Consider the following 16,137-nt stretch of genomic DNA (forward strand, 5'->3'; position numbering starts at 1 on the left):
TGAGGGGAACCATGGATCTTCAGCACACTATTGAGACGGTCGGCAGCTTCATGGACTTCGCGGGAGTGGCCGTCATGGTGATCGGCGCGATCGTGTCCATCCCCCTGGCGCTGCGGGGATATCAGCCGGAACGGTTGCCGGCTGGCTCCGAGCCGCTAACCGTCTACCGCTCCTACCGGCAACTGCTGGGCCGGTCCATCCTGTTGGGTCTGGAGCTGCTGGTCGCCGCCGACATCATCCGGTCGGTCGCCGTCACTCCGACCTTCGAGGGTGTCGGCGTGCTGGGCATTATTGTGCTCATTCGAACCTTCCTGAGCTTCTCGCTCGAGCTGGAAATCACCGGACGCTGGCCCTGGCAGAGCCAGCGCGGAGGTCCATCGGCCTCCTCAGTGACCGGCTAAAGCCATTCCAGACGTCGCCGCCGAACTGAGGCGACATCTGAACTGAGCCGACGTTCGAGGTGGGGGCGCTGAACTACGGAGCTTGCAGGAAGGAAAATTCACATGAACATAGTTCCTTGGCCCGCCGCACCCGAGCTTCCGCGCCCGATCATCATGGATCAACGCTGGACCGATGCTGTCTTCCTGCACTGGCGAATCCCTGAGCCGGTGGCGGCGTCGTTCATGCCTCCGGGAGTTGTCCCGGACAGCTTTGACGGATCCGCCTGGGTGGGGCTCATCGGTTTTCGAATGCAAGGCGCCGGTCTGGGCCGCGGACCCGGTATCCCGTATTTCGGAAGCTTCACCGAGATCAACGTGCGCCTCTACTCCCGGGAACCGGACGGCACCCGGGGAGTAGTCTTCCTCAGTCTGGATGCGTCGCGGTTGGCGGTGGTGCTCGCTGCGCGGGCCGCCGGGATTCCCTATGTCTGGTCTCGCGCGAGCTTCGCCGGTGGGGATGCCGTGCCACCCGGGGAGCTTGGAGCCGCCAGCATGGCGGGGCCCCAGAGCGGTTACTTGGTGCGGCGTTTCCGGGGAGGCGCTCGGAGCGATTTCGCCGTCGTCCCGGAGTTCGACGTCGAGGCGACCGACTCGTTATCAGTACACCTGACGGCCCGGTTCGGCCTGCATTCCCGGTTTAGGGGCAAGACCCTCTATGTTCCGAACGAGCACACCGCGTGGCCGCTGTACCAGGCGCACGTGACCCGGCTGGAGGATCAGTTGGTGCGCGCTGCCGGCATTGAAGTCACCGGGGCGCCGGAGTCCGTGCTCTTCTCGCCCGGAGTGCGCACGCAGTTTGGCCGGCCGCGGGTCCTGACCCGCGCACCCTGACCCGCGCGCTTTGACCCGAGTGCCCTGAAATCCTGGCGACCGGGCACCGGGCGCCACGGGGGCAGTTGGCTCGCACGGTTCCCGCTAAAACTGTCACACCCCCGGAGGAGACTGGTGTCATGGAAGCCGCCAGGGGTTTCATTCCGTTCGGGGACGACGGGCACGGCACGGATCAGTGCACCGGTCGCGCTGCAGGCTGCGGCGCGGATCCCGGCACCGGCCGCGGCGCAGGTGCCGGTTCGGGTCCGGCCGGGCGGTCGGGGGTGGGTGTTGCCCTGGCCGCGTTGGAGGCTGTGGGGTCGACGGTGCTTCAGGATGCGGCGTTGTGGGATTTCCGGGCCGCGGCGGACTTCGCCGGGGGTGTGGAGGAGCTCTCGCGCCGGTTGGAGTTTTTGCAGCTGGTGGCGGCCGGCGCGGTGGACCGGACCAGGAAGCAGTCCGCCACGGCGGGGACGGCGGCGGGGGCCGGCACGTCGTGGACGACGGGCTGGCGCGACGACGTCCCCGGAACCGCGGCCGCCAGTGGCGCACCGTCCGGCACGGTGAGCGCCGGGACCGATGACGTGACCGACGGCGGAATCAACGGTGGGATCGACAGTGTGCCCGAGTCTGCGGCTTCGCCCGATGCGCTGACCGGGGAGGGTGTGCCGTGGGATGCGGCCGGTGACGCGGCGGTGGTGGATGACGGGTATCGGAACACGGCGGAGTTCCTGCGGGCGCGGCTGCGGATCAGCGCCCCGGAGGCTAAGCGCCGGCTCGCCCTCGCCGGGGGTGTGCTGCCGCGCCGGGGACTCACCGGCCAGCCCGTCCCGGCCGTGCACGCGGAGCTCGGTGCGGCGGTCGCGTCCGGGCAGGTCGCATCCGGGGCCGCGACGATCATCACGGCGGCGCTGGAGAAGGTCCGGCACGTCTGTGACGCCGGGTCCCTGGCGCGGATGGAGCACGCCCTGACGCGCACGGCGGCGGAGAACGACGCGGACTTCCTGGCCCGGGTGGCCCGGGGCTGGGCCGATGCGCTGGATCAGGACGGTGCCGAGCCCTCCGAGGAGCTGCTGCGCCAGCTACAGGGCGCCTTCATCCGGCGCCGGCGCCACGGCCTGCACCATCTTGAGATTTTCGCGACCACCGAACAGTTCGAATACCTCCTCACCGTCATGAACACCGGCACCAACCCCCGGACCACGGACACCGCCGGGACCACGAACGCTGCCCGGGCCGCTGTTGAGGGCACGCCCGCGTCCGACGGCCCCGCGGCCAGCGCCGAGACTGCCATCGGCCACGGCTGGCCCTCCGGTGCTGGCGCCCCTGATGGCTCCGCCACCGGTACGGCGGCTGATCGAGGGGCCTCCGGTGCAGAGACGGCCGCCGGTCACGGCTGGACGGTTGATGCCACCCCCGGTGCCGCCGCTTCTGCTGACTGGGCCGCAGGTGCAGAGACGGTCGCCGGTCACGGCTGGACGGTTGATGCCACCGGCGGTGGCACTGCGGCCTTTGCTGGCTGGGCCGCAGGTGCCGGGGCTGCGGCCGTTCACGGCCGGGCAGGTGATGCCACCGACGCTGAGGCCACGCCCGTTTCTGCTGGCTGGGCCGCCGAGCCTGCTGGCATGGCTTTCGCCGTGGGGTGGGCTCCGAGTGCGGCCGCCGGCGAGCGTTCGGGCCTCGGACCCGCCAACGCAGCCGGTGCCGGCGGTCAGTGGCCGGTCACGGATGCCGGGGCCAGCGTATGGGCCTGTGATGCCCGGGCCGCAGGCGTGTCGACTCACGCGGATACCCAGGCCCCGGCCCCGGCCCCGGCCCCGGCCCCGGGGAATTATTCCGCTCCGGATGACGCCCCCGCAGCAGCGGGGCAGTCAATGTGCGAGGAGGATCCCGGGACGGAGCGGCTGGATCCCCGGTCCCGGGCCCAGCGGCTGCTGGACGGCCTGGTCGGTGCCTGCGGGATCGCCCTCGCCACCGGCGGCCTGCCCGCCGCCGGCGGGCTCCGGCCCCAGGTCATGGTCACCATCGACTACCGGGACCTGCTGACCCGGCTCGGCACCACCCCCGACCGCACTGCCGCCGGTGAGGCAGACGCGGGCGGCGCGCCAGACGCGGGCGGCGCGCCAGACGCGGGCGGCGCGGCGGGCGAAGCCGGCGAGGCCGCCTGCCAAGCTGGCCCGACAGAAGGTCAGGAAACGGCCGGTGGGGCGTTCCGGCCCGCGGGGGCGGTGCGGGAAACGGGATCGCTGCTGTTCACCGGACCCGTCACCGCCTCCACCATCCGGAAGATCGCCTGCGACGCCGACTTTATCCCCGTCCTGCTCGGGGGTGAGGGACGGATCCTGGACATCGGCCGGGCCTCCCGGATCTTCCCGCCCCACCTCCGCAAAGCCCTCATCGCCCGGGACCTCGGCTGCGCCTTTCCCGGCTGCACCATCCCCGCGCCCTGGTGCGAAGCGCACCACATCACGTACTGGTCCCGCGGCGGGACCACGGGCACGGAGAACGGGGCCCTGCTCTGTTCCCATCACCACCACGTGATCCACAAAGAGGCGTGGACCATCCGGCTCCGGACCGGGATTCCCTGGTTCATCCCGCCACCCCACATCGACCCCGGCCAAAAACCCCGCCGCAACCACTACTTCACACCCGCCCGACCCGCCCAGGCCGCATAACCGCAAGCCGCAGAGTGACACCGCAACTCCTCAACCCGGCCTATGGCGGCAGACCGGTCAGTGGCGGCGTCATCCGGGCTAACGTGCCGGCCGTGTAATCACGGACCCGGCAGCGACGGGAGTCCGGTCGGTAGTCACGGCACCTCGACCTTCCGAACAGCCCACGAGACTCCAGGCCACCTCTCCAGTTATCTCGATCATGGAGATAACATCGCACTGTGAACGATGCGATGCCGAAGGACCCCGGCAAACCTGTTGTTGATCCTGGGCCGGATGCAGCGAGTGGAGCCCGTCGGCCTGAATCGTCCGCCCCTGCGCCGGACCCCGCAGATTTGGAGTCCCCACACCTAAGGTCCGCTCAGGTCAACGCGGCTGGAACCGAGTCGGCGGGCTTCAGGTCGGCGGTGCTGAACTGGAGCGGCGCCTTCGCCGCCGCCGCGCTGATCGTGGTTCCGCTCTGGATGCTGATTGGCAACCCTGCAGTCCTCGGCGGCCACCCCGCACTGCCCGTGCTGCTGATCGTCGCGGCCGTGGCAGGTCTGCTCTGGGCGTTCATCCTGGTCAAACGCTCGACTCTGCTCGAACGCTGGAGACTGAACAAACAGCAGAATCCAAGAGAACATGGGCAGAAGTTGGTCAGCGTGTCATCCTGGCAACTGATTCGCGGCCTCGCTGGCAGGATCGTGGTCTTGGGGGTCGTCGCGGCGTTGTTGTGGCTCAACCCGTTCCCCTACCAGCCAAGCGGCACCGCCGGCCAGACCACCGCACCCGGCGGAACCACCGGAAGCGCCGCGAAAACCAGAACCGCGACGATCACGGAGGACGCCACCTCGATCACCCTTGTTCCGGAAGGCAAAGCCACCACGGGGCTCGTCTTCTACCCCGGGGCCAGAGTCGATGCGCGCGCCTATCAGGACATCCTGCGCCCGCTTGCAGACGCCGGCCACCTGGTGGTCATCCTGAAAACCCCACTGGGCATCCCCCTGCTGAACACCGGCCAGGCCCGTGAGGTCATGGACCGGCACCCGGAGATCGGTTCCTGGGCTGTCGGTGGTCATTCCTTGGGAGGGGTGAGTGCGTCCTCCTTCGCGAAGTCGAATTCCGATGTCTCCGGGCTGCTGCTGTTTGCCTCGTATCCGGCCGAAAACATGGCAGACGCCCCCGGCCTCTCAGTGCTGTCCATCTCAGGCTCGAATGATGGCCTGAGCACTCCCGCCAAGATCGCGGCGTCGAAATCCCTACTCCCGCCGAACACCACCTACGCAACGGTCGTGGGCGGCGTGCACGCGTTCTTCGGGGACTACGGCGAGCAGCCCGGGGACGGCGAGCCGGGCATCTCCCGTGAACACGCGCAGCAGCAGATCGTCGCTGAGTCGCTCAGCTTCATGGACCAACTCCAAGCCAGCCGCTAACAGCAACCAGGCGAAGGCCCCTCCGGAACCGCACGAAGTCTGCACCGGCGGAGCGCTCCATCCGCTACCGGCCCGCGGCGTACCCCTGCGCACCGCGCGGGTTCGCGGCCGCCTGCAGGACGCCGGTTTCAGGATCCCGTACGACGGCGGACAGCCGTCCCAGCGTCCAGTCACCAGCCCGGGTGACAATATGGCCCCGGCGCTCCAAGCCCTCGATGACGTTCTCCCCCAGCCGGCCTTCGACGACGGCGCCGCCCGGCTCCCCCGTGCGCGGCCAGAACGACCCGGGCATCGACGTCGTATGGAACGTCGGCGCGTCGATTGCCTGCTGCGGCGAGTACCCGCCCACGATAGTCCGCAGCAGGTAGGGTAGCTGCCATTGGTCCTGTTGGTCTCCGCCGGGCGAACCCAGTGCGGTCACGGCCCGGCCGCCACGCAGCACGAGAGTCGGCGTCAACGTGGTCCGCGGTCGCTTGCCGGGCGTCAGCGTGGACGGCGTCCCGGGTTCCAGCCAGGTCATCTGCAGCCGGGTGCCGAGACAGAAGCCCAGCTCCGGGATCGCGGGCGAGGACTGCAGCCAGCCACCCGAGGGCGTAGCCGAGACCATATTGCCCCAACGGTCCACGACGTCGATGTGACAGGTGTCGCCCCGGGTCTCACCTGTCGGCGCCACGGTCGGCTCCCCGATGCCCAGGGCCGCGTGACGACGGGACCCAGTCCCGCGCCCGTCGGCCGTGCCACCGCCAGCCACGCCGCCGTCGAGCGCAACACCTGCGGCGCCGCCACCCGACCGTCCAGCGGCCACCGGCGGCACGTACTCGGTGCGCAGCGGCGGGATGTACGGCTCACGGCCCGGCACTGTTCCGGGACGGAAGGCGTGGGACGCCCGGTCCGTGATCAAGGCCCGACGGCTGGCGCAGTAGTCGGCCGAGAGGAGGTAGTCCAGCGGAACGTCGGTGTCCCCGTAGTATGCCTCGCGGTCTGCCAACCCAAGCTTCTGCGCCTCCAGGATGGTGTGCGCACCCAGCTCCGTGGACGGGTCCAGGTAACGGTCCTCGAAACCATCCAGGATGGCGAGTGTCTGGAGCAGTGCCGGCCCCTGGCCCCACGGGCCGGTTTTGGCAATTGTGTGGCCGCGGAACTCTGCGGTGGAGGCGGCCTCGTAGCTGGCCTCGAACCCTGCCAGATCCGCCAGGGCCAGCACCCCGCGGTGGTCCATGCCCGAGGAGTGCCGGTGCGGGGCCTGAACCGAATCCACCATGGCCCGGGCCACGAATCCCTCGCGCCACTCGCGCCGGGCTGCATCAATCCGGGCCTCGCGGGACGGTGCTCCAGCACCGCTCTCGATGAGCTGTTCCAGCGTCCGGGCATAGGCCGGATTCCTGACCACCACACCCTCAGCCGGGATTCTGCCGCCGGGCATCCACAGCTCCGCAGAGGTGGTCCAGTGCGCCTGGAACAGAGCGGCCACGGCCGCAATGGTGGTTCCGACCCGGCCCAGCATCGGGTGGCCGTCCCGCGCGTAGCCGATCGCGAAGTCCAGCACGGTCTCCAGCTCCCAGGTGCCGTGGTCACGGAGCAGCAGGAGCCAGGCGTCGACGGCGGCAGGCACCGCGGCGGCGAGCGCACCGGAGCCCGGCACGAGTTCCAGGCCTTCGGCAAGGTAGTGCTCCACGGTGGCCCCGGCAGGCGCGGGACCCTGGCCCATCAGGACTACCGTCCTGGACGGTTCGTCTGCCGTGACAAACACGCCGGTCATGTCGCCGCCGGGTCCGTTGAGGTGCGGCTCCACCACATGCAGCACGAACGCCCCCGCCACGGCGGCGTCGAAGGCGTTACCGCCGCGTTCCAACACGGCTTGGGCCGCCGCCGTCGCGAGCCAATGCGTGGATGCGCTCATCCCGAACGTGCCCTGCAGTGTGGGGCGGGTGGTGAACGGATCCGGGCGCGTAAACGCGGCCGCACCAGTGTGCTGCCGGTGCAAGGAATCTTCTGCCGCCACGGGGTCAGCCAAACAGTGCCGCCACCCGGGTCAGGGTCTCGTACACTCCGAAGGCGAGCGGCACTCCCACGAGGCCCCACGCGATGATCAATTTTCCGGTCGACGATTCCACGGGTGTCTGCGCATTACTCATCTCAAGCCTCCAAGGCGGGTTCTTCGGGCCGGACACGGCCGGGACGTGGTTCGTGGAATCGCGCATCCACGGGCGTGACCAGCAGGTTTGCCACGAAGCCGATCACCAGCAGCCCCACCATGGTCAGCAGGGCGGCCTGATAGGACGCGGCCGTGAGCGCGCCGGGCTTGCCCTGCGCGTCCAGGAACGCGTTGACGATCAACGGACCGGCGACGCCGGCCGCGGACCAGGCGGTCAGGAGGCGGCCGTGGATGGCACCCACCTGGAACGTGCCGAAGAGGTCCCGCAGGTAGGCGGGGGCGGTAGCGAACCCGCCGCCGTAGAAGGAGATGATGACAAACGCGAGCGCCACGTAGAGCACGGTGGACGTCGAGCCCGCCAGGGCGAGCACGGTGTAAAGCAGGGCGCCGACGCCGAGGTACACCATGTAGATTCGCCTGCGGCCGGTCACATCGGAGGTCGCTGACCAGGCAAAGCGGCCTGACATGTTGCCGATGGACAACAGCCCGACGAAGCCAGCGGCGACGGCGGCACTGACCAGGGAGGTGCCGTCGGACTGGCGGAAGAAGTCCTGGATCATCGGGGCAGCCTGTTCCAGGATGCCGATGCCTGCCGTGACATTGCAGAACAAGGCAATCCACACGAGCCAGAACTGCCGCGTCTTCACCGAGTTCCGGGCGGAGACGTTGTCCGTCGTGACCAGAGCGGCGGCCTTGACCTTGCCGGGGTCGAAGCCTGCCGGTTTCCATCCCTCGGCCGGGACCTTGATGGTGAAGGCGCCGAACATCATGTAGGCCAGGTAGACGACGGCGAGGGTCAGGAAGAGCTTGGCCACCGAGTCGCCGCTGGCCACCCAACCCTTGGCGCCGGAGTTGGGGTCGTACAGCTTGAGCAGTGCCGTCGAGACGGGGCTGGCGATCAAGGCGCCGCCGCCGAACCCCATGATCGCCATGCCGGTGGCCAGCCCGGGCCGGTCAGGGAACCATTTGATGAGGGTGGACACCGGCGAAATGTAGCCGATCCCCAGCCCGATGCCGCCAACGACGCCGTAGCCCAGGTATACGAGCCAGAGCTGGCCGCTGAAGATCCCCAGAGACCCGATCAAGAAGCCGCTGGCCCAGAACACGGCAGAGGTGAACATCGCCTTGCGCGGCCCGTTCCTGTCCACCCACGTGCCCATGATGGCGGCCGAGAGGCCCAGCATCACGATCGCGATGGAGAAGATGACGCCGATCTCGGTCAGGCTGGCACCAAAGTGCTTCACCAGAGCGGTCTTATAGACGCTCGTCGCGTACGCCTGGCCGATGCACAGGTGCACGGCGAGCGCCGCAGGCGGCACGAGCCACCGGTTGAATCCCGGCGGTGCGATGGTTCGTTCGCGGTCCAGCCAGCCCATAAATGTTCCCCCTGCTCGTCAACGACGTCGGTGTCCAGCACACTGAGGCGAAGGGCCACTCACACAGACCGTTGCCTCCGGCAATCATGGTGCAGATCGTCAGCAAACGTATTATTTATGCGCCGAGCGGTAGCTGTTCAGCGATGAGCGGTAGCCGAGTGGGTGGCAATAGCGTCCGGGGGGCGGCTACTTGCCGAGGCCTACTTGCCGAGGCCTACTTGCCGAGGCCGGCTTTTCGGAGCGCCTCCGCCATCGCGGTGTTGACGGGCGACGGCGTGGACCTCGGCTGGGAGGCCGACCGTTGCGGCTGGGACTGTTGCGGCCGGCCCTGCTGCTGGCCTGCCTGCTGCTGTCCACTCCGGGGCTGACCGGCCCACGGCTGAGCTGGCCGCGACGTGTCAGGCTTAGGCGTGCCGGGGCTGTTGCCTGCCCGGCCCCGGGACGAAGGTGAGCTGCCGCCGGAAGCTGCCGGTTCGTCGTCGAGCCTTAGCGTGAGGGAGATGCGTTTCCGCTCCGGATCGGCTTCCAGCACCTTGACCCGGACCACCTGCCCGGACTTCACCACTTCGCGCGGGTCGGAGACGAACCGGTTGGCCAGCGCAGACACGTGCACCAGCCCGTCCTGGTGCACGCCGACGTCCACGAATGCGCCGAATGCCGCCACGTTGGTCACCGTACCCTCCAGCACCATGCCAGGCCTGAGGTCTGAGATCTTCTCGATCCCTTCCGAGAACGCCGCTGCCGCGAAGGCCGGACGGGGGTCCCGGCCGGGCTTCTCGAGCTCGGCGATGATGTCCTGCACCGTGGGCAGGCCGAAGGATCCGTCGACGAAGTCCTGCGGGTTCAGCGCGGAGGCCGGGCCGGCCTTCGCTGCCGCCTTGATCTTCCGGGCGACGGGGTACGCCTCCGGGTGCACACTGGAGGCATCCAGCGGCTCAGCTCCCCCGGTGATCCGCAGGAAGCCGGCGCACTGTTCGAATGCCTTGGCGCCGAGCCGTGGGACCTTCTTCAGCTCGCTGCGCTTCGCGAACGGGCCGTGTTCGTTCCGGTAGGCGACGATGTTCTCGCTCAGCAGGGGCCCGACGCCGGCCACCCGGCTCAGCAGCGCCGGCGAGGCCGTGTTGACGTCCACGCCGACCGCGTTCACGCAGTCCTCGACGACGGCGTCCAAGCTGCGGTCCAGCTTCGCGGCCGTGACGTCGTGCTGGTACTGCCCGACGCCGATCGACTTCGGCTCGATCTTCACGAGCTCCGCGAGCGGGTCCTGCAGCCTCCGGGCGATCGAGACGGCACCCCGCAGGGACACGTCCATGCCTGGCAGCTCGGCGGCAGCGAGCGCCGATGCAGAATAGACCGATGCTCCGGCCTCGGACACCACGATCTTCTGGGGTTTGGTTTCTGATCCGGTGCCGAGCTGCTTGATCAGTTCGCCGGCGAGTTTGTCCGTCTCCCGCGACGCGGTGCCGTTGCCGATCGCCACGAGCTCGACGCCGTGCTTCTTCGCCAGGCCTACGAGGGTCCGCAGCGCCTCGTCCCATTTCCGGGCCGGGGCGTGCGGGTAGATCGTGTCCGTCGCAACCACTTTGCCGGTGCCGTCGACCACTGCGACCTTCACGCCGGTCCGCAGTCCCGGGTCCAGCCCCAGGGTGGCGCGGTTCCCGGCAGGTGCGGCGAGCAGTACATCGCGCAGGTTGGCCGCGAACACGCGCACGGCTTCGTCCTCAGCGGCGGCAAACATCCGGCTGCGCAGGTCGGCGGTCAGCCGGGCCAGGACCCGCGAACGCCACGCGAGCTGGGCCGTCTGCAACAGCCAGGCGTCGGCGGGCCGGCCGCGGTCGGCGACCCCGAGGAACCTGGCCACGGCGGCTTCGTAACGGCCGCGCGCCGCGGTGAGGGCGGCGTCGTCGTCCGGTGCGGCCTCGGCGAGGTCGAGCTCCAGCACGCCGTCTTTTTCGCCGCGCAACAGTGCGAGAACGCGGTGCGAGGGCATCCCGGACGGCTGCTGGGAGAACTCGAAGTAGTCCTTGAATTTCTGGCCCTCGGCCTCCTTGCCCTTCTTGACCCGGGACACCATCCGGCCCTGCGTCCAGAGCCGTTCGCGCAGCGTCTCTGCCAGGTCCGCATCCTGGGCCACACGCTCGACCAGGATGGATCGGGCACCGGCCAGCGCTGCGGCGGCGTCCCCGATCGAATGTTCGGCGTTGAGGTACTTGGCGGCTTCGCGCTCCGGGTCCAGCTCCGGGCGCTTCAGCAGCACGTCGGCGAGCGGCTCCAGCCCGGCTTCGCGGGCGATCTGCGCCTTCGTGCGCCGCTTGGTCTTGAACGGGAGGTAGATGTCCTCGAGGCGCGACTTCGTGTCGGCCCCGACGACGGCGGCCTGCAGTTCCGGGGTCAGCGCCCCCTGCGCGGCGATCGCTTCGAGGATGGTCCGACGCCGGTCCTCAAGTTCGCGGAGGTAGCGCAGCCGCTCCTCCAGATCGCGCAGCTGGGTGTCATCCAGCGTCCCGGTGGCTTCCTTGCGGTACCGGGCGATGAAGGGCACGGTGGAACCGGCGTCGAGCAGATCCACGGCGGCCTTGACCTGCCAGGCCTGCACGCCGAGCTCGGCCGCGATCTGGGCGGCGATGCCCGATTCCTGGGTCTGCGTGGACGCGGCCCTGGGCGACGGGCTGGAGGCGGGTGAGGCGGGGCGCTGCGGGAGTTGGGTCACCCTGTCCATTTTGCCTTACGCGGGTCAGCGGCCTGATTCGGCCAGCGGAGTAACAGGCTCCTGCACGTCCTGAACAACCTCGTTGTGGCGCAGGAGCCACGGTTTGAAGGGCGGATCAAAGCGGGCAAACCGTGGCGGGCCCACGGCCGTCAGCCCGGCGACCACCAGTGCTGCCTGGAGGCCAGTGTTGTGCCGTTCAAAGGCGGCTTCCGACCCGCTGCCCGTGAACCGAAGAGCAGCTGCCAGGGACCCGGGAATGGCCCGCACCTTGACGTCGGGGTTCGCCGGGACCGGGGCGGTCTCCGCCGTCAACCCGGCGGGGAGCACAAAGGCCACAACAAAATCAGCAGGATCTTTGCTTCCCGGCAGCGGACCACTCTGCAGCACCGGGGCGGTCATCGCCAGCTTCTGCGAAGGACCGAGCTCCTGGATCACCGGTGCCGTCATCGCCAGCTTCTGTTGGGCCGTATTGCTGCCGGTGATGTAGTTGAACAGGTGCCGGAAGGCGGCATTCCCGGCCCGGTCAAAGGTTGCGTTGACCTGTATTTCGGCCACAACATGCGCGGGATAGCGGCGCAACTCGAAGTGCGCGTATCGCCGGACCAGCTCATAGGGTTGCTGTTCAGTCATAGTTCTCAGACCCTACGCCGAACCGGCGACAGGAACCAGATCCGGACTGCTCCCCTGGTTCGTGGTTTTTGGTTCCGGCTTCGTGGTTTTTGGTTCCGGCTTCGTGGTTTTTGGTTCCGGCTTCGTGGTTTTTGGTTCCGGCGTGATTGTCAGAGGGCTTTGATACCTTGAACAACAGAAGGCCGGACCCGGCTCATTCCAGCAACAACGGGGGCACAGTGTTTTTCCTTGAACCTGAAGTGCCGGGATCATCACCGGATCTGGTCTACTCCGCGAGCGATCTTGTGGTGGCTGCCAGCTGCGAGTACCAACTGCTCCGCAAGCTCGACGAGAAGCTGGGCCGCTCCCCCAAACCGGACTTTGGCGTCGACGAGATGCTCGAACACGCCGCCAAGCTGGGCGACGTCCACGAGCGCAGGGTCCTCGCGGATTTCGTCGAAGAGTTCGGCGCCTGGGATCCGGCCACCGGACGCGGAGTGTACGACGTCGCTCCTGCCGACAGCATGGATCGCGCCACCTTGGCGGCTAAGCACGCCGAGTCCATCGAGGCACTGCGGGCGGGCGCCGACGTCGTCTTCCAAGCAGCCTTCTTCGACGGCCAGTTCCATGGCCGCTCCGACTTCCTGGTGCGGCAGCCGGACGGAAGCTACGCCGTGTTCGACACCAAGCTGGCGCGCCACGCAAAGGTGACGGCACTGCTTCAACTTGCCGCCTATGGGGACCAGCTCCTGAAGGCCGGCATCGCACCGGATCCGGCAGTCACCCTGGTTCTCGGCGCCACCGTCCCGCTCCCGGGCGGCGGCTTCGACTACCTCCGCAGCCACCACAACTTGCCGGACATCCTGCCGGTGTTCCTAGAGAGGCGCGAGCGCTTCCTCACCCTGACTTCTACGCACATGGCACAGCCCAACACCGCGCAATGGGGTGCGCCCGGGCTGACCGCCTGCGGCCGGTGCGATTACTGCCAGGAGATGGTCAAGGCCACCGATGATCTCCTCCTCGTGGCGCGGATGAACTCCGCGCAGCGCAAGGCACTGCACGAACGGAAAATCTTTACGGTCAAGGACCTCGCCGAGGCACACCTTCCCGGGGCGAACAGCGCGCTGCGTCGCCTGCAGGACCAGGCCCGAATGCAAAGCGGCGTTGGCGCCTACGACGGGGAAGTCCGGTACGTCAAGGACGGCGAAGAGCACATCATCCGCTTTGCGGTGCTTCCGGAAAACGCGCTGGCGGAACTGCCGTCGCCCTGCGAGGGCGACATCTTTTTCGATTTTGAGGGCGACCCTCTCTGGCAGGAAAGCGCCACGGGGGTCTGGGGGCTGGAGTACCTGTTCGGCGTCATCGAAGCACCGACGCAGCCCGGCGTCCCCGGGGTTTTCCGGCCCTTCTGGGCGCACAGCCGGGAGGCCGAGAAGCAGGCGTTCCTGGATTTCCTTGACTATGTGGAGCAACGCCGGCAGACGTACCCGGATATGCACGTCTACCACTATGCCGCCTATGAGAAGACGGCCCTCCGCAAGCTCTCCGTGATGCACGTGGCCGGCGAGGACACCGTCGACCGCTGGCTGCGTGAGGGGCTTTTGGTGGACCTCTACCAGACCGTCCGGAACAGCATCCGGATTTCCGAGAACTCATACAGCATCAAGAAGCTTGAGCCGCTGTATATGGGGACAAACCTGCGTTCGGGGGACGTGAAAGACGCCGGAGCCTCGGTTGTTGCCTACGCCCAGTACTGCGAGGCCCGCGACTCCGATCAGCCCGAGGAGGCAGCCAGAATCCTCTCCGGGATCTCCGACTACAACGAATACGACTGCCTCTCCACGCTGGAGCTGCGGAACTGGCTCTTGGGCTTGGCCCGGGAGCGCGGGATCGGACCGGGTACCGGGCAGGGCACCGGAGCGGAAGCGGTCCCGGCCGAACTTCGCGCCCCCGCCGATCACGCCGAGGCAGATGCCGGCCTCGGACCCGCTGAGCTTGCCCTGGCCGAGTTCCTCGAGCCAGATTCGGGGCTGCCGGACGCGGATCGACAAGCGGTCGCCATCCTCGCTGCGGCCGTGAGCTACCACCGTCGCGAACGCAAGGCGTTCTGGTGGGCCCACTTCGACCGGTGCGAGAACGGACCGGACGCGCGCCACCCGCAGGACCGCAACGTGTTCCTGGTCGAGGACGCTGTGGCCCTCGAGGACTGGTGGAGGGACGGGACCAAGCTGCCCGAACGCAGGGTGAAGCTGATCGGTACCGTGACCGCCGGCTCGGATCTGCGTGAAGGAAGCATCTGGTTCCGCATGTACGAGCCCCCGCTCCCCGCGGGACTCGCAGGCACTGGCATCAACGGGACCGGCCGGAACGGCTGGTTCGGCACGGAAGTTCTGGAACTTGGCGAGGAAGACGGCCGGGACACGGTCATCATCCGGGACAAGCTGAAGAGGAACATCGAGCCGTACGCCCAACTGCCGATGGCGCTGACCGAAGACCAGCCCATCGCCACCAAGAATCTGGAGGAGGCGTTGGCGGCGCTGGCCGACGACGTCGCGGCGGGTTTGCGCGCTTCCCGGTCCGGAGCCAGCCGGTTCGGGAAGCATCCAGCCCTCGACCTCGTGCGCAGAGTGCTTCCGCGGCTTGCCTCGGGGGCGCCCCTGCCGGTGCCGGGACAGGGCCCGGAACGCTTCGTTGACGCCATCACGGAGGCCGTCGGGGCCTTGGACCATTCCTACGTGGCGGTCCAGGGGCCCCCGGGGACGGGCAAGACCCATGTGGGATCGCACGTGATCGCCCGGCTCGTCTCCCGCGGGTGGAAGGTTGGCGTCGTCGGCCAGTCGCATGCGGTGGTCGAAAATCTGTTGCGGACCGCAGTCACAAAGGCCGGCGTCGATCCCGCCCGGGTCGCGAAAGACGTCAAGCACCGGGATCCGCTGCCCTGGAGCCAGCGTTCCGCCCAGGATGTGGCACGGCTGCTCGAGTCCCCCGGCGGCGCCCTCATCGGAGGCACCGCGTGGACGATGACCGGGGCCACCGTGCCGCGCGGCTCGCTCGATCTGCTGGTGATCGATGAGGCCGGTCAGTTCTCGCTGGCCAATACCCTCGCCGTGGCGCAGGCCAGCAGCCGGCTCCTGCTGCTCGGCGACCCGCAGCAGCTTCCCCAGGTCAGCCAGGGTTCACACCCTGAGCCGGTCGACGCCTCGGCCCTCGGCTGGATCTCCGCCGGTCACGCCACCCTGCCGCCCGAACTCGGATACTTCCTTGCGGACTCGTGGCGGATGACGTCGCCGTTGTGCCGGGCCGTGTCCGAACTCTCCTACGAGGGACGGCTCGTCTCGGCACCGGCCGCCGACGCCCGGCGCCTGGACGGTGTTGCCGCGGGTATCGAAACGGTGATGGTCGAGCACCAGGGTAACGTCACGTCCTCGCGCGAGGAGGCTGACGAAGTGGTCCGGCAGGTGCAGCGGCATGTGGGCCGCGGTTGGCACACGGAGGACGGCACCCGGCCGCTGGCGGAAACCGACGTCCTCGTGGTGGCGGCCTACAACGCGCAGGTCAACCTGATCCGCGAGGCCCTCAATGCTGCCGGGCTGCTGCGTGTGAAGGTGGGAACCGTGGACAAGTTCCAGGGTCAGGAAGCCGCCGTGGTGATCGTGTCCATGGCGTGTTCGGCAGTGGCGGAGGCGCCCCGGGGAATGGAGTTCCTGCTCTCGACCAACCGGATCAACGTGGCGGTGTCCCGCGGGCAGTGGCGTGCGGTCATTGTCCGCGCGCCGGAGTTGACCAACTATCTCCCCACACATCCCGAGGGCCTGGAACAGCTGGGTCGGTTCATCGGCCTGTGCCAAAGGTCAGTCCGCGCCTAGCTCCAAGGGGACATGCTCATTGTTCACTCGTCATTTCGAGGGACATGCTCATTCTTTGCCTTGGCCAAGGGACATCAGGGCATC

Annotated in this window: 10 protein-coding genes; 5 read left to right on the forward strand and 5 right to left on the reverse strand. The window is 68.3% G+C overall.

The annotated features are described in order from the left end of the window. Positions 1-11 precede the first annotated feature (11 nt). The 4 genes from ACVWZ7_RS06605 to ACVWZ7_RS06620 all read left to right on the forward strand — a co-directional run bounded on the left by ACVWZ7_RS06605 (position 12) and on the right by ACVWZ7_RS06620 (position 5,337). The gene (locus tag ACVWZ7_RS06605) at positions 12-401 is read left to right on the forward strand and encodes a DUF1622 domain-containing protein (RefSeq protein ID WP_456507355.1); all 390 of its coding nucleotides are present in this window, start codon (positions 12-14) and stop codon (positions 399-401) included. A gap of 102 nt (positions 402-503) precedes the next feature. After that, positions 504-1,271 (forward strand): YqjF family protein, encoded by a 768-nt coding sequence (locus tag ACVWZ7_RS06610; protein ID WP_456507356.1) that lies wholly within the window; start codon positions 504-506, stop codon positions 1,269-1,271. Between the two features lie 119 nt (positions 1,272-1,390). Beyond that, entirely contained in the window at positions 1,391-3,925 is a 2,535-nt protein-coding gene (locus tag ACVWZ7_RS06615) for a DUF222 domain-containing protein (RefSeq protein ID WP_456507357.1), read from the forward strand. A gap of 404 nt (positions 3,926-4,329) precedes the next feature. Further along, positions 4,330-5,337: an alpha/beta hydrolase gene (locus tag ACVWZ7_RS06620; RefSeq protein WP_456507358.1), complete on the forward strand. Its 1,008-nt coding sequence runs from the start codon at positions 4,330-4,332 to the stop codon at positions 5,335-5,337. 64 nt (positions 5,338-5,401) lie between these two features. Here ACVWZ7_RS06620 and ACVWZ7_RS06625 read toward each other — a convergent pair whose 3' ends face one another. The 5 genes from ACVWZ7_RS06625 to ACVWZ7_RS06645 form a co-directional block, all read right to left on the reverse strand. Beyond that, positions 5,402-7,237 carry a gamma-glutamyltransferase family protein gene (locus ACVWZ7_RS06625; protein ID WP_456509078.1) on the reverse strand — a complete coding sequence of 612 codons (1,836 nt, stop codon included), beginning with the start codon at positions 7,235-7,237 and terminating at the stop codon, positions 5,402-5,404. A 106-nt stretch (positions 7,238-7,343) separates the two neighbouring features. Beyond that, a complete protein-coding gene (locus tag ACVWZ7_RS06630) occupies positions 7,344-7,472 on the reverse strand; it encodes an MFS transporter small subunit (protein ID WP_456507359.1) in 129 nt (42 codons plus the stop codon). A 1-nt stretch (position 7,473) separates the two neighbouring features. Continuing rightward, positions 7,474-8,868, reverse strand: a complete 1,395-nt coding sequence (locus ACVWZ7_RS06635; RefSeq protein WP_456507360.1) for an OFA family MFS transporter — start codon at positions 8,866-8,868, stop codon at positions 7,474-7,476. Between the two features lie 214 nt (positions 8,869-9,082). Next, positions 9,083-11,578: a Tex family protein gene (locus tag ACVWZ7_RS06640; RefSeq protein ID WP_456507361.1), complete on the reverse strand. Its 2,496-nt coding sequence runs from the start codon at positions 11,576-11,578 to the stop codon at positions 9,083-9,085. Positions 11,579-11,602: 24 nt separating this feature from the next. After that, positions 11,603-12,208 (reverse strand): SOUL family heme-binding protein, encoded by a 606-nt coding sequence (locus ACVWZ7_RS06645; protein ID WP_456507362.1) that lies wholly within the window; start codon positions 12,206-12,208, stop codon positions 11,603-11,605. Between the two features lie 218 nt (positions 12,209-12,426). On the opposite strand from ACVWZ7_RS06645, the gene ACVWZ7_RS06650 reads away from it, so the two are divergent. Continuing rightward, positions 12,427-16,053, forward strand: coding sequence for a TM0106 family RecB-like putative nuclease (locus tag ACVWZ7_RS06650; protein ID WP_456507363.1), 3,627 nt, complete (start codon positions 12,427-12,429; stop codon positions 16,051-16,053). Positions 16,054-16,137 lie beyond the last annotated feature (84 nt).

The organism is Arthrobacter sp. TE12232, assembly GCF_054062615.1.